This window comes from Leptolyngbya sp. FACHB-541, from assembly GCF_014695875.1.
In the GTDB taxonomy this organism is placed as follows: Bacteria; Cyanobacteriota; Cyanobacteriia; order Elainellales; family Elainellaceae; genus JAAUTN01.
Map to the genome: position 1 here is coordinate 1 of NZ_JACJPC010000055.1, position 21257 is coordinate 21257.

The 21257-nt window shown below is 46.3% G+C and carries 18 protein-coding genes; 10 read left to right on the forward strand and 8 right to left on the reverse strand.

What is annotated here, in order from left to right:
* Positions 1-209 precede the first annotated feature (209 nt).
* From H6G00_RS12055 to H6G00_RS12065, 3 genes are read right to left on the reverse strand one after another with little or no spacing between them, the layout of a single operon-like run.
* Positions 210-437: a hypothetical protein gene (locus H6G00_RS12055; RefSeq protein WP_190796907.1), complete on the reverse strand. Its 228-nt coding sequence runs from the start codon at positions 435-437 to the stop codon at positions 210-212.
* 10 nt (positions 438-447) lie between these two features.
* Positions 448-1329 carry a DUF692 family multinuclear iron-containing protein gene (locus tag H6G00_RS12060; RefSeq protein WP_190796908.1) on the reverse strand — a complete coding sequence of 294 codons (882 nt, stop codon included), beginning with the start codon at positions 1327-1329 and terminating at the stop codon, positions 448-450.
* Between the two features lie 33 nt (positions 1330-1362).
* Positions 1363-1596 carry a hypothetical protein gene (locus H6G00_RS12065; protein ID WP_190645959.1) on the reverse strand — a complete coding sequence of 78 codons (234 nt, stop codon included), beginning with the start codon at positions 1594-1596 and terminating at the stop codon, positions 1363-1365.
* 608 nt (positions 1597-2204) lie between these two features.
* Between H6G00_RS12065 and H6G00_RS12070 the strand changes: the two genes are divergently transcribed.
* On the forward strand, positions 2205-3848 hold the full coding sequence (locus H6G00_RS12070; RefSeq protein WP_190796909.1) for an ATP-binding protein: 1644 nt from the start codon (positions 2205-2207) through the stop codon (positions 3846-3848).
* 12 nt (positions 3849-3860) lie between these two features.
* The gene (locus H6G00_RS12075; RefSeq protein ID WP_190796910.1) at positions 3861-4952 is read left to right on the forward strand and encodes a response regulator; all 1092 of its coding nucleotides are present in this window, start codon (positions 3861-3863) and stop codon (positions 4950-4952) included.
* 248 nt (positions 4953-5200) lie between these two features.
* On the opposite strand, the gene H6G00_RS12080 is transcribed toward H6G00_RS12075, so the two are convergent.
* The 3 genes from H6G00_RS12080 to H6G00_RS12090 form a co-directional block, all read right to left on the reverse strand.
* Positions 5201-11218, reverse strand: coding sequence for an AAA family ATPase (locus H6G00_RS12080; RefSeq protein ID WP_190796911.1), 6018 nt, complete (start codon positions 11216-11218; stop codon positions 5201-5203).
* 160 nt (positions 11219-11378) lie between these two features.
* Positions 11379-12524: an AbrB family transcriptional regulator gene (locus H6G00_RS12085; protein WP_190796912.1), complete on the reverse strand. Its 1146-nt coding sequence runs from the start codon at positions 12522-12524 to the stop codon at positions 11379-11381.
* 294 nt (positions 12525-12818) lie between these two features.
* A complete protein-coding gene (locus H6G00_RS12090) occupies positions 12819-15053 on the reverse strand; it encodes a tetratricopeptide repeat protein (protein WP_190796913.1) in 2235 nt (744 codons plus the stop codon).
* 284 nt (positions 15054-15337) lie between these two features.
* On the opposite strand from H6G00_RS12090, the gene H6G00_RS12095 reads away from it, so the two are divergent.
* Positions 15338-16153, forward strand: a complete 816-nt coding sequence (locus H6G00_RS12095) for a hypothetical protein (RefSeq protein WP_190796914.1) — start codon at positions 15338-15340, stop codon at positions 16151-16153.
* Positions 16154-16372: 219 nt separating this feature from the next.
* Here H6G00_RS12095 and H6G00_RS12100 read toward each other — a convergent pair whose 3' ends face one another.
* A complete protein-coding gene (locus H6G00_RS12100) occupies positions 16373-16582 on the reverse strand; it encodes a DUF350 domain-containing protein (RefSeq protein ID WP_190646923.1) in 210 nt (69 codons plus the stop codon).
* 143 nt (positions 16583-16725) lie between these two features.
* Between H6G00_RS12100 and H6G00_RS12105 the strand changes: the two genes are divergently transcribed.
* From H6G00_RS12105 to H6G00_RS35315, 7 genes are all read left to right on the forward strand, one after another.
* Positions 16726-17307, forward strand: a complete 582-nt coding sequence (locus tag H6G00_RS12105) for a hypothetical protein (protein WP_190796915.1) — start codon at positions 16726-16728, stop codon at positions 17305-17307.
* An 18-nt stretch (positions 17308-17325) separates the two neighbouring features.
* On the forward strand, positions 17326-17556 hold the full coding sequence (locus H6G00_RS12110; protein ID WP_190646925.1) for a hypothetical protein: 231 nt from the start codon (positions 17326-17328) through the stop codon (positions 17554-17556).
* 15 nt (positions 17557-17571) lie between these two features.
* A complete protein-coding gene (locus tag H6G00_RS12115) occupies positions 17572-19131 on the forward strand; it encodes a polyamine aminopropyltransferase (RefSeq protein WP_190796916.1) in 1560 nt (519 codons plus the stop codon).
* 4 nt (positions 19132-19135) lie between these two features.
* Positions 19136-19723 carry a DUF4178 domain-containing protein gene (locus H6G00_RS12120; RefSeq protein ID WP_199318444.1) on the forward strand — a complete coding sequence of 196 codons (588 nt, stop codon included), beginning with the start codon at positions 19136-19138 and terminating at the stop codon, positions 19721-19723.
* Positions 19724-19731: 8 nt separating this feature from the next.
* Positions 19732-20106 (forward strand): S-adenosylmethionine decarboxylase, encoded by a 375-nt coding sequence (locus H6G00_RS12125; RefSeq protein WP_199313648.1) that lies wholly within the window; start codon positions 19732-19734, stop codon positions 20104-20106.
* A gap of 488 nt (positions 20107-20594) precedes the next feature.
* The gene (locus H6G00_RS35310) at positions 20595-20756 is read left to right on the forward strand and encodes a DDE-type integrase/transposase/recombinase (RefSeq protein ID WP_242042242.1); all 162 of its coding nucleotides are present in this window, start codon (positions 20595-20597) and stop codon (positions 20754-20756) included.
* 55 nt (positions 20757-20811) lie between these two features.
* On the forward strand, positions 20812-20985 hold the full coding sequence (locus H6G00_RS35315; protein WP_242042243.1) for a hypothetical protein: 174 nt from the start codon (positions 20812-20814) through the stop codon (positions 20983-20985).
* A 34-nt stretch (positions 20986-21019) separates the two neighbouring features.
* Here H6G00_RS35315 and H6G00_RS34980 read toward each other — a convergent pair.
* Positions 21020-21257, reverse strand: a 238-nt coding sequence (locus H6G00_RS34980; RefSeq protein WP_206757009.1) for a hypothetical protein, incomplete at its 5' end; no start/stop codon positions are given.

Here is a 21257-nt window from a genome sequence, read left to right on the forward strand (position 1 = left end):
TTTCTCGCTTCACTCCACATGCCCGGCGAAAAACAACTGGGTTCAGGGTTTGGATTTGCTGGTAGAGCATGAGTCATTCATTTCAGTAGGGCTAATCTACTTTCAGCTCTTCTCTTGATTCATGCAAGAGGTCTAATGAACACAAAAGCTCACTCTCACTGTTCGCTCATCCTTGCCGCATTAAACCCACTCTATTCTGCTCTGACTCATCAATTTTCAGATGTCTCAAGCCGTTGCCCCCACTTCTTCACAAGCTCTGCTGCCACTTCAACCATACGATCTTCAAAGGTGTTGAGATAAACTTCAAAGGATGCCAGTTGAGGATCAGCTTTTAACCGAGACAAAATCTCATTGGTTGGGTGGTCTATCGGGTAGTGAGCATTCAGTGCTTCCAGCAATGCAACTTGAAAAGCTAATAAATCTTGATGAGTTTCCATGAGCCCTCCATCAGCCGCAGCGCTTGACAATTTGTTTAATTCGATTGAAGTCCTGGCGAAACTGCTCAATCTCTGGTTCACTGTTGAGGGTATGCCCCAGTCTCTCAAGAATCACAGCTTTGACATTAGTGCATTGCTTCAGAGCGATCGCTAGCAGATCAAACACAGCTTCGGGAACCGCCCCATCATGTGTATCTCGTCGTACCAGATTTGAATCAGGAGTTGTTCGGCTCCAAGAACCACCGGAAAGATGCAATTCTCGCACGCGAGCGAGTGGGTAGCTTGCCAGGAGTTCAGGAATTGATAGCTGAAAGTTGTGAATTTGGCAAAAAAGATTGTGCAAATCTAGAAGCAAGAACCCATCTACAGGTTCCAGTAATTCAGTAATGAATTTTCCCTGATCTGCAACATCTTTTTGTCCAAACGCAAACGCTAAATTTTCAAGCCCAACGGGGACTTTGGCAGCATCAGCTAATCGCTGGAGGCGATCGCGACCCAGGCTCACTGCATCCGGCGTATAGGGCATGGGCAGCGGTGCGCTTCGAGCAAAATTGCCTGCCGACATCCAGCCAAAATGCTCTGAAATGTGGACATAGCGATGCCGTGAGCATTCTGCCTGAAACTGCTTTAACCAGTGCATTTGGCGATCGCTCCACTCTGCCGACAGCAAGGAATAGGTCACACCATGACCCAATAGGCGATCGCGCTGGCTATAAAAATCAATCAGTTCACTTGCCCAGAAAGGAATTGTGTCTTCCCAGCCTGCATCAAAACTCCATTCCAACACTTCAACCTCTCCCTGCTCAAAGAGAGGGCGAGTGGCTGTAAGGAAATGGGAGTCTGCCATCAAAGACAGACCCACCCAGGGCAAGTTTTGCTTCCGCTTAAACATAAGTGATGTGCAGCGATCCTTCAATCCATTCGACTAACCCATTCCGCAGGCAAGACAAGGCGAAGGAGGATTGGGTGTAGTGGACTGTTCTGTTTGAAGATCAGGTTGGGGATCTAATGGCAACTCCGATAGAGTAACTGGCTGAAGTTGACTAGAATCAAACTGAACTTTAAAGTTTGGGCTTTGTTCTTTTGCCATCAGGGCAGCATTTAATCCAGCAATCAGGCTCAAAACAAAAGAAGCAGCGATCGTCAATAGCTTATTCATGGAATGATCCTTTTCATGAAATGACGCAATCAGACAAACAGAAACTCAAATCAACCCACCTTGAATAGAGTCTGTCCATTCAGCTAGTTCATTTGAACTTCTGTTGGCTTGTAGACTAATCTAGCCTCATCCTTGCCCAATGGCGATCGCGTTTCACTTTTTGAACTCTTTGCCCTCAATGTTCCCGAAAGCAGGACGACAAAACCTGGATTGAGAGACACTGTCCTCCTTGCCAACTCCCTGCGCTGGTCTTTTCAAGATCATATTATCGCTCCAATCCCGCTGACAAATGTCTCTTGTGGTGCTCAAAGTCTTAACCCATCATCGGTGACACAACCCTACGTGTTGAGAAGAGTAACCAAATGGGCATCCTTGAGAACGAAGGTCGCTTTACCGCAACTTTAAATCCGCTTATCAAGATGGAAAAATCTATGAAAGTCATGAAGAACAAATACTCAAGACAATTTTCTGATTGATAGCTGCAAACTACACCTTTAACGAGGTTTTAGCAATTTTTTGCTTTAAGGAGCGGCAAGTACTGTTCATACTCAACCTGTAAGTAGTAAGTATTTCTGTTTGTCAACCATGATTAGGATATGGAGTATTTGATGCAGATTCCTCTGCCAACTAATGAACTGGATAGACTTAACGATCTCTACCAGCATCAAATTTTGGATACTGAACCCGAACAATTATTTGATGACCTCACTCGTCTAGCTGCACACATCTGCCAAACTCCTATTGCACTCATAACCCTACTTGACACAGAGCGCCAGTGGTTTAAATCAAAAGTGGGTGTAGACATATCAGAAACACCGCGCAACATATCATTTTGCAACCATACAATTCTACAAACTGATGTATTAGTAGTTCCAAATCTTCTATTAGATGAGCGGTTTGCTGCCAATCCATTAGTTACATCAGAACATCACATTCGGTTTTATGCTGGTTGTCCTTTAATTACATCCAAGGGTCATGCTCTAGGAAGTATCTGCGTTGTAGACCGACAACCCAGGGAACTCAGTGCAGAGCAAATAAACGCCTTGCGAGCATTAGGGCGTCAAGTCGTTTCTCAACTTAAGACACGACGGAACCTAGCTGCTGTAACCCGTTTAACAGTCAAACGCACGCAGACAGAAAATACGCTATGGCAGAGCAGAGAACAATTTCGTAGCCTAGTCGAACAGACGAACGACTGGGTGTGGGAAGTGGATGCCAAAGCTATTTTCACTTACGTCAGCCCAAAGGTAAAAGAAATTTTGGGACATAAGCCTGATTCTCTGCTGGGCAAGACGCTAGAGCATCTCATGCTACCTGATGAGGCGAAACGCTATGCGACAGTATTTGGTTACTCTGCTGCTCAACAGCAGCCCTTCACACAACTAGAAGAAACGTTAATTCATAAAGACGGACACCCTATCGTTTGTGAGAGCAGCGGTGCGCCCGTATTTGACCAACAAGGTCAGTTTCAAGGTTACCGTGGTATTACTCGGGATATCACTGAACGAAAACAGGTGGAACGTGAGATTCGTAAAGCATTAACTAAAGAGAAAGAGTTAAATGAACTCAAATCTCGTTTCGTTAATACCGTGTCACATGAGTTTCGTACTCCACTCACTACTATTCTTGCGTCAGCTGAATCATTAGAGTATTACAGCCATAAATGGTCTGAGGAAAAGAAACTCACCTATCTTAACAGCATTCAATCTGCAGTCCATCACCTGCGTGAACTCGTTGATGGCGTTTTGGTGCTGGGGTGTGCAGAAGCAGGAAAGCTTGAGTTTAAGCCAACTCCTTTAGATTTAGAAAAGTTTTGCCGTGAATTAACGGAAGATATGCAGCTGAGCATTGGCAAAAATCATCAGCTAAGCTTTACTGTTCAGGGTCCGCGTACTCAAGCTTACATGGATGAGAGATTGCTAAAACAGATTTTCATCAATCTACTCTCAAATGCTATTAAGTACTCACCCAACAGAAGCCAAATTGATTTTAGGCTCATCTATGAACAAGACGCAGTAATATTCCAAGTTCAAGATAGTGGAATTGGAATCCCGCTAGCTGATCAAGAGCACTTGTTTGAGTCATTCCATCGGGCAACTAACGTAGGCAATATTTCTGGGACAGGACTAGGGCTATCTATCGTCAAACGGTCCGTAGAGCTGCATAAAGGTCGCATCTCGGCTACTAGCACGGTTGGAGTTGGCACAACATTTACTGTTATTCTTCCAACTCAAAATAATGTGTTCAACTAAGGAATGAAACAGATGAAGAAGATTTTGGTGATTGAAGACGAAAATGCACTTCGAAATGTCATTCTTGACATTCTTGAAGCTGAAGATTTCTACAGCATTGGTGCGGAAAATGGGCGAGTCGGAGTACAGCTAGCTCAAGAACATTATCCTGATTTAATTATCTGTGATGTAATGATGCCTGAATTAGACGGTTATGGTGTTTTAGCTGAGCTGCGGAAGAATGCAGCTATGGCAACAACTCCGTTTATTTTTCTGACTGCAAAAGCAGATTACTCCAGCCTACGAGAAGGAATGGAGTTAGGAGCAGATGATTATCTAGCTAAACCATTTCAGCGGTTTGAACTGTTGAGAGCTGTTTCCACTCGGTTGGATAAGCAAGAGGCAGTTGATAGAAAAGTTCAGGAGAAGCTCACCGACCTACGAGATAACATTGCTTTTGCGCTTCCTGCCGAGTTGAATACACCGCTCAGCGCGATCGTTAATTCTTCTAGAGTACTGGTTAATGAATGCAATCTAATGGAGTCTGATGACATTCTTGATATTGCAGAAACGATTCATTCTTCTTCCCAACAGCTGCACAGGCTAATTCAAAACTTTTTGCTTTATGCTCAATTAGAATTAGCGTCAGCAGATCCAGAACGGGTTAAAGCTTTGCGAACAGGTTCTACTCAGTCAGTCAAGTCCTTAGTTGTAGATTTGGCAACTCAAGCAGCTCAATATGTTGATAGACAAGCTGATTTGCAGCTAGAGCTTCAGGATGCAACCGTTCAAGTTTCTGAAATTAAACTCAAGAAGATTATTAGAGAGTTAATTGATAATGCTTTCAAGTTTTCTCAACCCGGAACACCTGTTCGTATTGTTAGCCTCTTGAGCAGAGATACTGTAGTTGTATATATCACTGACAAAGGGCGGGGAATGACAGCAGAACAAGTTGCTAGCATTGGCGCTTATACACAATTTGAACGTAAGCTGCAAGAGCAAGAAGGAACTGGATTAGGGCTAATTATTGCCAAGCGTATGGTTGAGTTACATGGGGGAGAACTTGAGATAGAAAGTATTCCTCGCAAAGAGACAACCATACGGATTGTTTTGCCAATAGTGTAACTGGTGGCGAAGATTTGTTGCAATCTGTTCACGGTCGCGACCAGCAGTCAGTTGATGTTGTTTCGACTGGAAGTGATCTCGAATTGGTCCAAACGCCGTGGGAGATCGTTGTGCTTGTCCGGGTGACTTTAAACTTCCGCATCCGCTGCTCTCGTACTCGAATTGGTTGATGCGAGTTCTCTTGCACGGGTTGTTTAATCGCTTTTCTGTCCCTTCTCTACAGGTTAAGTTGACAATACCTCCACACCCTACACCCTAATGATCACCACAATTTCTGTCCCCTGCCCAGGTTGGCTTTGGATTGACAGGTGTGCGCCAATCCGTTCTGCTCGCTCACTCATTCCCAGTAAACCAAAGCCACTAGGTGATGAAATACTACCCAGCCCAAAGCCCAGCCCATTATCTTTGACACGCAAAAGACATTGAGCATCGTCGTACACCAGCTCAACCAAAATTTTATTAGCCTTGGCGTATTTGATAGCGTTTGTTAATGCTTCCTGTGCAATCCGTAATAAGTGATTTTCCACGTCGGTCAGTAGAGGGTAAATTACACCCTTGCTTTCGTAGATCAACGTGGTGTTAGTCGTTGACTGCATTTGAGTCACGAGGCGATGCAGAGCACTCTGTAAAGTACCCTCTTCTAACAGTTGGGGACGGAGTGCTACCACTGAACGACGAGCTTCAGCAAGTCCGGTTCGAGCTAATTCATCGATTTTTTCCAGTCTTTCCAGATATATCTGAGCAGAGCCCGAATCATCTTCCAACATTTGTGTTGTAGATCCGATATGGAGCAAGATGCCTGTAAAAGCCTGCGCTAACGAATCGTGAATTTCTCGCGCCATGCGGTTGCGTTCTTCCAGAATTGAGGCTTTTTCAGCACGTCTGCGATCGCTAATGTCTATGATGAGACTGTAGAATCCTCTCACCTGAGCGTTGGCATCAAAATCAGGAATCAAAGTCGCGCTAATGTACCGTTTACCAAACGGAAAAGGGACTTCTGCCTCAAAGTTGACCGTCTTTCCTTCAAACACCTGATTAACATACGGCTCAACCCGTTGATAAACCGCCTCACCGAGAAGTTGACGAATAGGATTGCCTAGTATTTCATCACGGCTACAGTTGAACCAGATTTCATAGGCATGATTGATAAATTGATAGCACCGATTAGCATTTACGTAGCTGATTAGAGCCGGTAGAGCGTCAGCGATCAGCCGTATTTCCTCTTCTCGACGGCGCAGTGCGGCTTCGCTTTGCTGTAAAGCCTCTGTTCGTTCTGTAACCTCGCGCTCCAAGATGCGGTTGTAATTGGCTAGTAGTTGCTCTGTTTGTTTCCGCTCTGTAATGTCTTGAAAGGTGGCGATTGCATAAACCACATTGCCCTGTTCGTCAAAAACTGGTGTTCCCCATATCTCAACTGGGATGATGGTGTTGCCCTGGTGAATTTCTAAATCATCTGTCCTCGTGCGTTCGCCTTTCAACGCCCGGGATAATGTTAGTTTCTCAGTTGGATATTTTTGGTTTGTTCCCGCCACATAAGCTTGATAAGTCTCTGCAAGTTGATTCAATGTCACGGAAGGAACAGCCCCTTTGCCCGTTAGCTGAGTTGCTTGTTGATTGAAGTAGTAAGGACGACCTGTCGCATCTACAACTGCAACTCCCAATGGAATTGCTTCTAGAAATTGAGTCATCTGACTTTCGCGCGCGCGTAGCTCCGAGTAAAGTCTGGCATTTTCGATCGCAATGGCTACTTGGGTCGATAGTAGATTGAGAAGTTGCGATCGCTCTGCTGTGAATACCCCGGTGGCTAATCGATTTTCCAGATACAGCACACCAACAAGATTGCTTTGATTCAGCAATGGCAAACACAGGACTGATTGAACTTGATGGTGTTGAATATAGGGATCATTGATGAAATTGCCCTCGCGAGTTGCATCATCTAAGATGATTGACTCATGAGTCCGGATTACATATTGAATCATTGATTCAGGTAATTGATCTGCTATTGGAAGTGATTGCAGCACTTGTGTAGCGCAGACCTGCTCACCTTCAGCCAATTCGCAGCTTGCTTCGATCGCCCATTTTCCTGATTCTTCCAGAATTAAGAATCCAATTTGTGCGCCAGCACTCTCAATTAAGATCTGCATCAACAAACGAAGCAACTGCTCCAGTTCAATTTCGCGAGAGATGGCTTGGGATGCTCTGATCAAAGTTGCTAAGTCGAAAGCAACTGCTAAATCGAAAGCAACTTGTGAGGTGTTAGAAGTCGTTCCAGCCGTGGTGCGAACGGGTGTGGGAGCCGCATTTAGTGATTGAGGGAAAAACTGTGGATAGCGAGTCTCTAAATCTTTGGCTTTTGCAGTTGCTCCCCACCGCTCATAGCAGTAATGGGCTTCCTTCATATAGAGCTGAGCAATTCTTTCTCGACCACGAGCCAGGTAATGTTTGGCAGCTAACTCATAGCCTAAGGCTTCTTCTTGAAGATACTCGTTTTCTTTAGCGCCTTGAATGGCTTGCTCATAAAGCTCCTCTGCCTCAAACAACTGACCTAACACTCGCGCTTTCTCTGCCTCAACTAACTGAAATTTATGCAAAAAATTCATGGGGGCGTGGTGTGCCCATTTCTGCATCTTCTCCTGGTTGGCATTAATGCGATTCAACCAAGCTTCTTTTTCAAGAGTTGAAGCATTTGCCAACAAGCTCAAGAATATTAGGGAGTCATAGAAATGAAATACAGATACAGAGAATAATCCTGTGGCTGCGCTTAAATACGGTTCTGATAAAGTAGCCGTTTTTGCAGCTTGTTCATACTCCCCGAACAGATAGCATAAAATCAGCTTATTTAAACAAAAGTAGTGGACGCCAGTTCCATCCTTGACCGCGATCGCCCATGACAGTGCTTGCTCTTCGTCATAAAGACAACCCACCAAGCGGCTTGGATTTTCAGATTGACCTTGCAAGTTCAGGATCGTTTGCTGCAACATTGCCAGCCAAGTGGCAGGATTCTCTCGTCTAATTTGATTGGTGGCTTTACGATAAATCGCTGTTTGTTGTTCCAGTTCTGTCAGTTCCTGTCCTGCAAGAAAGGGGCAATAACATAGGCTAAATGCACAATAACTCGCATATTCAAACTCTCCACTTTCTATCCCGCTTTGATAAGCCTCAGCCAAGCTAGGGAATGTCTCTTTAAGGTGCTCTTTCCAATGAATGATATGGAAATTCACTATCAGCAATGCTTTGCAGTTAACTCTCTTGTTATTTAATCTTTTCGCTAAATTTAAGGATAATTTGCCAAATCTATAGCTCTGCTCAACGTCTTGTACAACTCCACATAGGATCATGCCATAGGCCGCATAACCGAGAATCGACCAGATAGTGTTTCCATGGGCAAGCGATAGATTAACCATCTTGCACACAACCAGCACCATCAGAGCAGGTGCCACATTAAAAGCCGGACCCATTGTACTGAACAACATGTAGATTGCTGTCAGTGGTACAGGTTCAGTCATCTCTGGCAAATCAATCAAATCTTCGATTTCCCGCCCAGCCAATTGTGAAGCGGTTTCCTCTAATCCTGCTTGAACATCTAACTGACTTGGAGCTTCTACTAAACGAATTCCCAAGAGTTGCAGCACTTCCAAGCCAGTTTTAACGGCTTCTTTAAGGTCTCCCCGCGACATCCATGTTTGAATCCTGCTATCGTAAACTTTCACTGTATCGAGTGCCGTCTTTGCATGATCGAGCACTGCTTCTACAAGCCGCTCCATTTCATTAAAGTGACCACTGAGGTATGCTGCTTCTGCTGCCTCTGAATGCAACGCCAAGGTCAAGTTGTACTCATGCTGCCAGCTCTCCACCTCAAGGAGTTGAAGCCCTGCATTGAAATACTTGAAAGCGGCTTCATAAGCCGTTGCTGATAGCGCTTTCTGACCGGCTTGCAAGTTCAGTTCGGCAATCTCATTCCGTTCAGATTGCTCAGTGATTAACTCGGCTCCATAATTTAGATGGTCAACAATTTCAAACAACCGCTCTGCTTGCTGCTCTGACAAAGTCCTTTCCAACAAATTGCAACCAATTTGCAGATGCACCCCTTGTTTCTGCGACTCATCAATGAGAGCATAGGCAGCTTGCTGGACGCGATCGTGCAAAAACTTATACTCTTGAACCAACAAGTTCTCGTCCAACTCAGAAAGCGGTTGGATGAGTCCGGTTTGGATGGCTGCTAACAAATCCTGAAAAACTGTTTGAGGCGATTGATCACATACAATCGTTAACGTCTCCAAATCAAACTCAGCCCCGATGCAGGCGGCTAATTGAAGCAACTGCTGAGTGTTTTCGGGCAGTTTTCTCAACTTGCTCAGCAGCAGCTCCACTACATTATCAGTAATATTCTGAGCTTCAATCTGAGCAACGTTCCACTGCCAAGTTCGTTGTTCAGGATTAAAGCTCAAGAGATTTTCACTGTACAGCGATCGCAAAAATTCGCTCACAAAGAAGGGATTGCCTTCGGTTTTGTGCAGCACTAACTCAGCCAGGGAAGCAACCGTGTCAGCACATTGATGTAGCGTCTCGGCAATGAGCTGATTCAGTGGTTTTAGTGTGAGGGGGGTTAGAACAATGTCTTGAGGCACTATTCCTTGCTTTCGCAAGTTTTCCAATGACAGCGCTAGTGGATGGGTTGCAGTGACTTCATTGTTTCGATAGGCTCCGATCAGAAATAGCGCTTGGGTTTGCTCATCGAGCAGCATCAGTTCGATTAACTTTAGGGTGGCGGAGTCAATCCACTGCAAATCATCCAGGAAGATGACCAATGGATGATCTTGAGCACAAAACACTCGAATGAACTGCTGAAAGACTCGGTTAAAGCGATTTTGCGCTTCCGCTGTCCCAACTTCCGGTACGGGTGGCTGTTTGCCAATAATTAACTCAACTTCAGGGATGACATCAATGATGAGTTGCCCGTTACTCTCTAACGCTTCTAAAAGGCGCGATCGCCACTGTTGCACTTGCTGATCCGGTTCACTCAGCAGTTGCTGCACCAGTTTTCGTAAGGCATCCACAATTGCACTGTAGGGGATGTTGCGCTGCAACTGGTCAAACTTACCAGAGATAAAATAGCCACGCTTTGCTGTAATAGGTTTATAAAGTTCCTGCACCAAGGCTGATTTGCCAACACCGGAATAGCCAGTGACTAGCATCATTTGAGGGAGACGGGAGGATGAGAGAGGGAGGGAGGATAAGGGAGAACTGTTGTCTTGCTCCTCTCTGTCTTTCCCACCTTCCCCCGCTACTCTCTCAAACGCCTCTAATAACTCTGAGATTTCCTCCTCCCGACCATACAGTTTTTGTGGAATCTGAAATTGATCGGAAACATCTTGCAGACCCAGTTGCAAGAAACTAATTTGACCCCTTGTTTCTAGTGGATCAGCACAATGCTCTAAATCTGCTTTGATGCCCCAAGCACTTTGATAGCGATCCTCTGCATTCTTCGCCATCAGCTTCAAGATAATGTCTGAAACTGGCTTGGGAAGCTTAACATTCAATTCACACGGGGGGATAGGAGGTTTAGCAAGATGACAATGGACGAGTTCAAGGACATCTGTTGTTGGAAACGGTACTTGTCCGGTGAGTAATTCGTAGAATGTCGCTCCGAGGGAGTAAAAATCGGTACGGTAATCAATCGCTCGATTCATCCGCCCGGTCTGTTCTGGAGAAAGATAAGCGAGGGTGCCTTCCAATACATGCGGGCTTTTGAACGTGGGATTGGTGCGGCTGAATTGAGTTGCAATCCCGAAGTCAATGATTTTGACAACGCCCGTATTTGGATTAAGAACGATATTGCTAGGATTAATATCCTTGTGGATGATGTTAGCAGCATGAATTCTGCCTAAAATTTCACTCAACTTGACAGCAAGAGGCAGAAAATCAGATACAGACATGGGGCAGAAAGCCTCTGGGCGCTGCTGTATCCAATACTCCAGGGAGTCCCCCCCAAAATCTTCTAGAAGAATGACGAGCGTGCGCTGATAGTCTTGTTGGCTGTAGGCTTTGATTACGCCTTCTACATCCAAAGACCGGGTAATCGCATATTCCTGTCTGTAGCGGGTTAATGCCTGGGGAGAAGGATAATCTTGCTTGAGCAGTTTGATGACGACCCTTGCGGTATCTGCACAATGAGCCTGACCATCTTCTCTAACACCTCGGTAGACCAGAGATGTTGAACTCTCATAGATTTTGCTTTGGGCTGTGATTCCAGCGAGCGCAATCATAGAACTCCCTTGCAATAGGTACCATGAGTTATCCCGCCAATTATATCCGTCTCAGCAAGGTTTCCAAAGCAACCTAAATAGTTTGTGAAAGTCTCTGCCCGTCAGGCGAAAATCTTCACAAACCATTACTCCCATGAAATAGTCATGAGAAAAACAAACACTACTCTGGTTGACGTGCTTCGGTGGCGATCGCCGGAACTAACGCCAACAAGAGCGGCAAGGAAAGATTGATGGTGAGCAGGCGAATCACATGAGCTGCCGTCACCACATCAGTATCTTGATGTAATGTGAGTGCAATCCAAATCATCTCCGGTGAGCCACCTGGAGCCGTGACGAGTACACAAGTCAGCCAATCCCATCCAGTCAAGCATTGAATCAGCAAGGCTGCGAGGAATGCGGTGATCACCATCAACACGACAGGCAGCAGAGACCGAATAATGGTTGCAAAGCTCAGTTTTGGATTGAGTCCCCAATACTCACCGATTGTTACGCCCAACAAGATTTGACCAATGAGGTTGAAAAGAGCAGGTAGCTGAAAATCAATGGATATCGGAGACACGAGCAGGAATGCGTCAAATAGAAGCCCAACGGCAATCGCACACAAAAAAGCCGCCATCGGAATCTTGAGTTTGTTGCCCAAATAAACCACTACAAGTGTGATTGCAAAGAGCAAACAGGCAATGCACAAATCGAACCAGGAAACTGCAACAACTTTTTGAATGACAGCGGCAACCGCATTGTGAGTTGAACGAGGGACGGCAGCATTCGCAATGATTGGAATGACAAAAATAACTGTTGTGAATCGCGTTAATTGAACCAGCGAAACTAACGCGGTATTCTTGCTATAGTCTGCTGCAATACTTGCCATTACGCCAATATTTCCAGGCGTTGTTGCTAACAATCCACTTAGTAAATCGATTTTCTCAAGTCGAGAATAAACCCAACCGATCGCTGCACCCGACAGCATCAAAAATAAGGGTAATCCCAGAAAAATCAAAAATTGACTGGGTAAAATATTGAGATTGTTATGTTGCAGTGATAGTCCGATCGTCAAACCCACGAGTAGCTGTCCGGCTTTTCTTGCGTTGCGATTGGGCTGGAGTGGGTCAACGCCGAGCATCCGGTAACTCGGAAACGCGATCGCCCCCGCAGCAATTCCGCCTAGAATCCAGGCTGCACCATCCAGCCCGGTCGCTGTCAATCCGAGACCGATCAGAACCGCAAGAATCACCTCGATCGCCAGAATGCCATAAACCTCTCCAAGTTGAAGCGCTGCTGTAGTTTTAAGTCGGTCAACATTGAACACAAAGGTCTCCAGCGATTACGGCTTTTGTTCTCACCACAACATCATAATTGTCAGCCATAGCAGCCCGATTCAATTCATGAAAATGACTGATGAAAGTGGTCGTCTTTAGGGCAACTACTTTCATCAGTCATTTAGGATTGCTATTGGCGGAGGTCTAATGTACACCCCTTCCAAAACTTACAGCCATTTCCACTTGGATAAACCACAAATTCCTGTAGGGGTCGTTCGCGAACGACCCCTACGTTATGGCTTACCCATAAGTTATTCTGCTGCTGTAGCTACAGTTGTACAATCCTAACTCCGTAGCACACACTGAATAGATTGCATGACCTGTTCTCGCAAACGAGCTTCCTGAAGTCGATTGACAACCTGACGCGCCCGATCGCCCTGACCCAGTTGAGCATATTGCAACGCGATCGCTTCTAACAAGCTACCCCGATCGTTGGTTCTATCGATAACCGTTAAGCCATCTGTTCCAAAACGATCGACTTCTGATTCTTCACCGGGAATGGTTTGAGCAACTTGGAATGCTCGATCAAGAATGGGGAGGGCTGCATCAACCTGCTGCAAATCGCTATAGCGTTGAGCGATCGCCAGCAACAGTTGAGTTTTACCGTTTGCCTGAGTGAGTTGATCGACGACAGGTAGTGCTAAGTCAAAGCGGTCTTGCTGCAATAGAGCTGTTGCACTCGTTTGTAAGCGCGACTGACGCACTTCTGACTCGGCAGTGGCTTGCGCGAGTTGTAAAGCCCCTACATATTGCTTCGCGTCCATGAATACAGAAAAGGGCTGATCAACAGGACCACCAAACGTCGGATTAGTGATGGACTGATCCAATTGGCTGACCTGTTGTAAGAGTGGGCGCATCAGGTCGGTTTGCCCAGTTTGAGAATACACAACTGCAATGGCAGTGAGGGCGCTGGGCTTAACCAAAGGACCTTGCGTTAAATCTTCGGGAAATTGGCGCTGATAGGTTGTGGTGAGAGAGTCTACACTTTGCAAGGTCTGCTGTAGCAAATCATTTGCCCAACTGGTTTCGCCTGCCTGATGTGCTTTGAGGGCGATCGCGGTTAATAGTCGAACCCGCAAAACAGGGCGATTGGCAAGGGGAAGTTGTTGTGCCCATTCAGCCGCCTCAATGTGTTGACCACTAGCAGCATAGGCGCTTGCAATTTCGACCATTTGCTGATCTTGAGGACCGTAGTTGATCGCAGCAATGCGGCTCCATTCTTTGCCAATCCACTCAAACTGCTGAGTGGCGATCGCCACTTGAAACAGATCTCCTAAGTAAAGGCTTTGTTCCCAGGCGTCGGGAAATGTCTCAATATAGCTCAGCTGTTCGGACAGCCACGATTCAACTACGTCGTTCTGCCCTGCCTGGCTAAAAGCAAGTATCACGGATTTGGTTACCTCTTGCCGCGATGACGTTAAAGATGTTTGTGCTAGTTGCAAGGCTTCGTCGCGTTGTCCTAATTGCAGATAGGTTTCAACTAAATTTCTAAGTGTAAATTCTGGATTGGGCAAACTGGTTGACGGTTCTGCCAATTGTCTTGCCTGGCTTATCCATTGCTCGGCTTTAGCAGGGTGATTGGTGTTGTGATAAGCGATCGCCAGTTTCTCAAATGCCCGAATTCGGTGAGTGATCGCAGAAATGGATTGCGCTAATGCTTCTGCTTGGGGCAAGTCGCCAGCGGCAATGTATCCTTCAACAATTCCCTGTAAGGCGAATGACTGGATCTCGGATTGAGCGGGCAAGCGGTCGGCAATTTGTCGGGCAGTGGTGAAGTCACCAATTTGAGCGTAGGTAGTTGCCATCCGTTGAATGATGACTAACTTAAGCGGCTCAGATGTATTTGGTGGAATCTGCTGAACGGCTTGCTCTACCTGCGTGAGAACGGTCTGTGCGGATGTGGTGTCGTCTATCAGTGCGTATGACTCTGCAACATCAATCAAGGCATTTGCGGTAAACACTTCGCCCCGAATGAATCTGGCTGCCTGACGGGCTTGCTCTAGCGCTTGCACCGATTGCTGAGTTTGGCTGGGTTCTAAAGCAGCGTAGTGACGGGCGATCGCTGCTAATGAGCGAGTTTTGATGAAGCTATGGGATGTCGTGATGCGATTTGCGATTTGCAAAAACTGTCCCAGGATGGTTTGAAGTTGAGCCGATTGGTCTTGCTGATCAATGTTTTGGGTTAATCGCTGCCATCGTGTGGTGGGATAGCCTTCATTATTATCTAATAACCATCGCTGTAACAATTCAGTTTGAAGGCGTGTATTTTGTAGCTGAACGGCGATCGCCAATGCTTCTTGTAAGGATTGTAGCGCCTCTGCTTGATTAGATTGCTCAAGGGCAGAACGAGCCTGCTCTTCTATCATTCCTAGTTGATTTTGCAATGGCACGTTGGCATCACAGGTCGCTGCAACTGCTGGGGTTTGAGCGAAAGCAGAATAAGCAGGATTGAGGATGTTTTCTAATGGGGCGATCGCCAACACACTCAATAAAAGAGCCGATTGAATAGAACGAATCATACTAGATGTTTTGTTTTGAACGTTTCATTTCTGGGTGAGAACAACCTCACCAGGAAATGAAATACAGGGTTGAAGATTGCAATCTTGCCAGGCAAGGATTAGACTTTCCCACATTAATCAATTGAAGTAGATCAATTGAATGAAGAAGAGACACTTCATGAACTGGATTTTTAACTATTGGAGCACCTCAAAAAATTGATTGGGGGTGCCTTAAGTCGAAAGCTGTTGAAGCTTGAAACCTAGTTTAGGATCAACATTATTCTGCATGACGAACCGCAACTCAAATGATAGCAAGTACTGTTCCTGATTGGCTGAGAGGGCTGTGGAGGCGGCTGTCGATCGAAACTCCAGATGGGCAGCGTGACACTCAAACCCAAGTCTTTTACCTGCAAACCTCCTCTTGCTTTGCCGATCTCCGGCTTCCCTTCGATCGCCCTGACCTAAGGCAGGCAAGTTTCTCATCCCTTACACAAGCCGAGATTGTTGCTTTATCCAGGCAGCAGGGATTTGCGGGTATCACTCAGTTTGAGCAGGGGCAGTGTCAGTGGGTGAGATACATCGATTACCAACCCCCACAATCCGTTCGAGATATTGGCTTGCTCTACTGGCAAAACAACATCTTGATTGAGGAGGGTGTGGATCAGGTGTATCGGGAGGAATGGCACAAGGTTGACGATGGAGATGGAGACTTCACGGCACTTGTATTAGCACCAGACGATACCTCTGGCTCGGTTTTGACGTGGCAAGCCGGGTTAGTCATCGCCGGAGATTATGTCATCTACAGCCACAACCGTTCGGTTACCCTGCCCGCTGCCGAGACTTTAAGTGATTTTCTAATGACTTCAACCACCCTCCAGGAACAGCAGGATTATGTGGGTTGCGAAATCTCGTTAGGCTTGTGTCGATCGGGTCGAGTTCCCTGGGAAATTCAGCGATCGACGATTCCTTGGCGCGAAGGCACTGCCCTTTGGTCAGCCTCGGAGTTGACGATCGATTGGGAGCATAAACGGATTTTGCAAACCAGTCCTCAAGGTGAAGGTTGCAGAGTTCGAGAATCGCAGATTCGAGAATGGGGCACGGGTAAAGCGTTTACCATTTAAGCAGAGTTCTATTGGTACTCATAGGGGAATCAACTGATAGAGCGCACTCTTCAGCAATGTCCAAGCCACTAACAGTTTTTGGAGGACTGCAGCGATCGCAGCGTCATTAAATTGAAAATTTTGGACGTAATAATGTCAATTTTGAAAACGATCCTTTCTCCGATCGCGATCGTTAGCATCTGCTTGAAGTGGGGTATAGATACTTCTACCCACATCCCGTTAAGTAACAATGACTGAAATGATAATGGCAGCTGTTGCTATGATCAGTGCTGCCACAACTACCCCAGCAGCAATATTCCCCTGTCGAATTTCCGTTTGATAGTTAATTGGATCCACGGCATCAAACAATCGGATAGCTGCATACAATAGAAGTACTCCGATCAAAGCCCATCCAACTGTTGCAGCGACTCTTTCTACTGTTATCAACATGCAAAGTGTCTCCAATTTTTAAGAAATCAAACTTATCACGTTTGTATCTAAATAAGATAGACGAAGCAAGTTCTGAACTGCTTTTAATTGCCTCTATTATATTGAATAGCCTAAACCCATTCTTCACACTCACTCCAATTTTCATGACATCTTGGCAACCCAACGGGTCTAGCCAATCCGGTCTCTGGATCTGCTTGAGCGGAGTTGCGACAGTAGTGATGCTGGCCGCACTCGTCTGTAGTCCCCTTATTGAAACCAATCTGGCAACCCAAACCCTCACTATTGCACCCGAAGACTCCGCAGCACTCCAGCCTATCCAAATCCAACCTGCTGCAATTGGCGCACTTCGAATCAACATCACTGCTGCCCCTGCCCAAAATCGTTGGGTTTCCTACGAAGTGCAAGTTCGAGACGCTCAAGGTAATCTTGTCGCTAGTGCCATAAAGGATGCTGGGTCAGAATCTGGCTACGAAGATGGAGAATATTGGTCAGAAACAGATCTAAACGCCGGGTTAGACATCAAATCGAATCAAGATGAAACTCTAACAATCAGCGTTCAAGTTCTTGACCATACCGACCCAATGGGACAAGACGTAGAAGAACCAGTATCATTTATAGTCTCCGTGACCAATGGAGCCGTTGACAGTCGTTTCTTCTGGGCTGGTCTGTTTGGAACAGGCAGCTTGACCGCGCTGTCCTTGCGGCTCCGTAGTAAAGAAGTTTAACCTCATCACCTCCAGATCATGATTTACCCCGTTTTTGCGATCGCTGCCTGTCTTATTGCAGGAGTAACACTCTTCGCAGGTTGCACTCAAATCTCTGCCTTAAATCTAAGGCAAGAAGAGCAGACAATGTACTGGTCCCGCTACAATACCAACCTATCAGGCTATTACTATAACCAGACTTGGGTACCTGCTCCCGATCGAGCCAGCTACGGGGAATTTGTTGGCGGTGGACCAGGAGACGGCAAATAAGGAATTTTCTGTTCCATGCAACAGTTCAACCCTCCCCCCTTTACGCTCAAACGCCACCAGCAATATATCCTTCTCGCGGCCACAGCCGTCTCTTCTAGCTGCGGATTGGCGATCGAGCTACTACTGGGCACTTTAACCAGTTATTTAGTCGGAAATCAAGCTCTCTCTTATGGAGTCGCCGTAGGCGGATTTTTAGCAGCAATGGGCATTGGCTCTTATCTCAGCCGATTCATTGTCCCTACTACGGCAAATCCACACACAGAGCAAGTGTCGCTTCTATCCACGTTTATCAAGATCGAACTCTGGATAGCTCCTCTCAGCGCTCTACTTCCGTTGGCTCTATTCACTCTGTTTGTAGTTAATGGACCCGTCTGGATTGGGCTAACCCTCGTCACCTTAATCTTGGGAACGCTGGCAGGTCTCGAAGTTCCCGTCCTTACACGGCTACTTGAACAACAAACGGGAGTTCGAGATGCCCTTTCTGGGGTCTTGGCACTAGATTACCTTGGCGCACTCGCAGGCTCATTACTGCTGCCGGTCATTTTGCTGCCAACCATTGGGCTATTCCCTTCGGCTGCCGTTGTCGGTATATTTCCAGCGGCAATGGTTGTAATTCTCAGCTACAATTTTCCATCCTTACGTCAATGGAAGCGATGGGGGATTGCTCTGTGCCTTGGTCTTTGCACCTTCGCTCCATTCACGGTAGCCGTAAGCAATCGACTAGAGAACAACCTCTACAGGGCTCCAATCATCAGCCGCATTCAAACTCAATACCAGCGCATTGTATTAACTCGTCAAGCAAAAGACTTAAGACTTTATTTAGACGGTGACCTACAGTTTTCCAGTCTCGACGAATACAGATATCACGAAGCACTAGTTCATCCAGCTATAAGTGCCAACAACAACCGTGAACAGGTACTGCTGATGGGTGCAGGAGATGGGCTAGCCCTGCGCGAAGTCTTGAAGTGGAAAGAGGTGAAACGAGTCGTTCTGATCGACCTAGACCCTGCCATAGTCAAACTCGCACAGCAGCATCCTTTTCTAGCCAACGCTAACGTTAATGCTTTTCAAGACCCGCGCGTCGAGGTCAAACACGCTGATGCCTTTGTCACAGTTCCTAGTTTAACTGACACATTCGATGTTATCATTGCCGACTTTCCAGATCCTGACCGCGACATTATTGCCAAACTATACGCGCAAGGCTTTTATCAGCGGTTACTGCCACGCTTGGCTCTAGATGGTATCTTCGTCACGCAAGCCTCTAGTCCCTTCTTTGCGCCCAAAGCCTTCGCTTGCATCGTCACAACTCTAGATTCTGTTGGGCTATCGGTTCATCCCTACACTGTTGACGTGCCCAGCTTTGGACCCTGGGGATTTGTATTAGCTGCGCGCACCCCCATCCAACCGGAAACTCTGAACCTACAGGTTCCTACAAAGTTTCTTACCCCTGCCCTGCTACAGCATCTGTTCGATCTACCAAAGGACATTGTGCTTGGGAACGTTAAGGTGAACCGCCTGGGAGATCCTGTATTAGTGCGATACCAAACGGACGCTCACTGGAAAACTTATTACTAATCCCATGTTGACCTTTATCTGGATTAGCATCATTGCTATTGTTATCACTGCAACCCTAATTGTTGTGTACCGCTCCCAACTCAGTCTTCCTGTAAAACGTCGCCGATCGCTGTCTGCTAATTTCCCTAATGTTCTCACCCTCAGAATTGGGGATATCGTCCAGTATCTAGACCAAGACTGGGTTGTAGAAGACAAACTCATCTATACAAGCCACAACTACAGATGGATTGAGTATTTACTGCAAGACAACGAAGAAATCCGTTGGCTCTCGATTGAAGAGGATGATCAGGTTAAAGTTGCCTGGTTAGAAACAACTCAAGCACTCAATATTCCGGATTATCCCCCTGAGCAAATCCGTTTTGGAGAAATGACTTATTATCTCGACGAACGCGGAACCGCTCAAATGCACCGAGAAGGTGCAACGCTGAATCAGGCAGAGCAGTGTCAATATTTTGACTATTCCAGTAACGGCAATCATATCCTTTGTATTGAGAACTGGAGTGGAGACGTTGAAGTCTCTGTTGGACGGATGATTGACCCCAGGAGTTTGACTATCCTAGGAGGTGATGGACAACGGATTTATGAGGTCTGACTTCCATCATGATGCAATCTCTTCTCCTCACCTCTCACCACTTTGCCGCTATTCTTCCAGTCATCCAAACGGTCTACAGCTGGACAGAATCAGAGTTTATTAACCTGCTTAGAACAGCCGTTCAGGAAGCAGAACTCACCATTGTCGGTGAAACCTCCTTCACCTTCACCCCTCATGGGGTCTCTGCTGCCGTCCTGTTGGCAGAATCTCACGTTGCGCTACATTTCTGGCCTGAACACGGCAAAATTACGATCGATATCCACATCTGTGACTATAACCAGTCTAATCACTCAAAAGCAGAGCACTTGGCAGATCTACTTACCCAGGCACTTTCTGGAACATCAAATCTATCTGCTTGGAAACAGTTTACTGCTCAAGGTTAAGTCATTGAAATAACCCTCACTTTAGACAGCAGGTTGAAGAATTTAAGTTGAGCTGGAGAAAGGAGAACTGGGAAAGCTGGATCTTCTATTACGTGAGAGGACGTGGGATGAGTGAATTGAGCTGTAAGTGGCCTGCCTACGATCGAACCCAGCAGGATCAGCCTGGGAAAGCCTGCAATACCATCGCCTTGAATTTGTTGTGTTGCTCGTGTGGTTTTTTGAAGCAATCTTCGGAATTATACCCTTGCTGCGACGCAATAGCGCGATCGATCGCTTTCCCATGCCATCCTACCGAGATCCCCTACATCCCTGGTTGTCGCTCGTTTTCGTCGTCGTAGTGATGCAGAAACTCAGTTGAGAGCCTTGCAACGTCTGATACCAGCAGCTACCTTTTGTATTGTGTTCGATGCAGGACAACATTCTGACCAGCCTAAAACCGAGGGAGAAGATAGCTAAGGGCGATCGCATACTGATTTCATTACACCTAGATGCAACAGCATCGAGATACCAAGGCAGCGAGACAGTTTTTCCGCAAGTTCCTCAAGCAGCAAGGCTTTGTGCATCGGGTGATTGTAATGGACAAATTGAAGAGCTACAAAGCCGTCCAGAACCTGATACTCAAGAGCGTGGAGCATCAACAGCACAAGTGATTAAACAACTCGTGCAGAGAACTCGCATCAACCAACTCGAGTACGAGAGCGGCGGATGCGGAAGTTCAAATCACCCAGACAAGCACAACGATTTCTCGCGGCGTTTGGACCGATTCGAGACCACTTCTATCCGAAACAACATCAACTGGCTGCTCAACGCTACCGTGAACAGATGCGCCAGCGAATTGAAGATTGGCAAGAGATTGTTAGGTTAAAGCTTGCCGCATAATCCTGTGATTTTAACTTGCCAAGAATTATCGTGCTTATTCTTCAATTTCTCCGATTAAGTTGACTGCGAGGATAGAAGAGTATTGCTTCTGCCAATCTGACCCATAAGTTGACCGGCTTCGTGCCTTTGTATTGATTTGTCGATTGGTAGAAGCAATACATCTATTGCTTGTTTGGCTTGGGAAGAGTGACCTTATAGGAGCCTGTCTTGAAGAAGTCCCATCGCAGTCTTGTCCTTTGACCCAAACCTGCAAGCGGTCATTCTCTTCAATC

Bases quoted from the DNA above. Each gene is read 5' to 3' on its own strand.
- H6G00_RS12125 (WP_199313648.1), top strand. From the start codon at position 19,732: ATGATGCAATCTCTTCTCCTCACCTCTCACCACTTTGCCGCTATTCTT.
- H6G00_RS12070 (WP_190796909.1), top strand. From the start codon at position 2,205: ATGCAGATTCCTCTGCCAACTAATGAACTGGATAGACTTAACGATCTC.
- H6G00_RS12080 (WP_190796911.1), bottom strand. From the start codon at position 11,218: ATGATTGCGCTCGCTGGAATCACAGCCCAAAGCAAAATCTATGAGAGT.
- H6G00_RS12065 (WP_190645959.1), bottom strand. From the start codon at position 1,596: ATGAATAAGCTATTGACGATCGCTGCTTCTTTTGTTTTGAGCCTGATT.
- H6G00_RS12055 (WP_190796907.1), bottom strand. From the start codon at position 437: ATGGAAACTCATCAAGATTTATTAGCTTTTCAAGTTGCATTGCTGGAA.
- H6G00_RS12095 (WP_190796914.1), top strand. From the start codon at position 15,338: ATGATAGCAAGTACTGTTCCTGATTGGCTGAGAGGGCTGTGGAGGCGG.
- H6G00_RS12090 (WP_190796913.1), bottom strand. From the start codon at position 15,053: ATGATTCGTTCTATTCAATCGGCTCTTTTATTGAGTGTGTTGGCGATC.
- H6G00_RS12100 (WP_190646923.1), bottom strand. From the start codon at position 16,582: ATGTTGATAACAGTAGAAAGAGTCGCTGCAACAGTTGGATGGGCTTTG.
- H6G00_RS12120 (WP_199318444.1), top strand. From the start codon at position 19,136: ATGTTGACCTTTATCTGGATTAGCATCATTGCTATTGTTATCACTGCA.
- H6G00_RS12060 (WP_190796908.1), bottom strand. From the start codon at position 1,329: ATGTTTAAGCGGAAGCAAAACTTGCCCTGGGTGGGTCTGTCTTTGATG.
- H6G00_RS35315 (WP_242042243.1), top strand. From the start codon at position 20,812: ATGCGGAAGTTCAAATCACCCAGACAAGCACAACGATTTCTCGCGGCG.
- H6G00_RS12105 (WP_190796915.1), top strand. From the start codon at position 16,726: ATGACATCTTGGCAACCCAACGGGTCTAGCCAATCCGGTCTCTGGATC.
- H6G00_RS12110 (WP_190646925.1), top strand. From the start codon at position 17,326: ATGATTTACCCCGTTTTTGCGATCGCTGCCTGTCTTATTGCAGGAGTA.
- H6G00_RS12115 (WP_190796916.1), top strand. From the start codon at position 17,572: ATGCAACAGTTCAACCCTCCCCCCTTTACGCTCAAACGCCACCAGCAA.
- H6G00_RS12075 (WP_190796910.1), top strand. From the start codon at position 3,861: ATGAAGAAGATTTTGGTGATTGAAGACGAAAATGCACTTCGAAATGTC.
- H6G00_RS35310 (WP_242042242.1), top strand. From the start codon at position 20,595: ATGCAACAGCATCGAGATACCAAGGCAGCGAGACAGTTTTTCCGCAAG.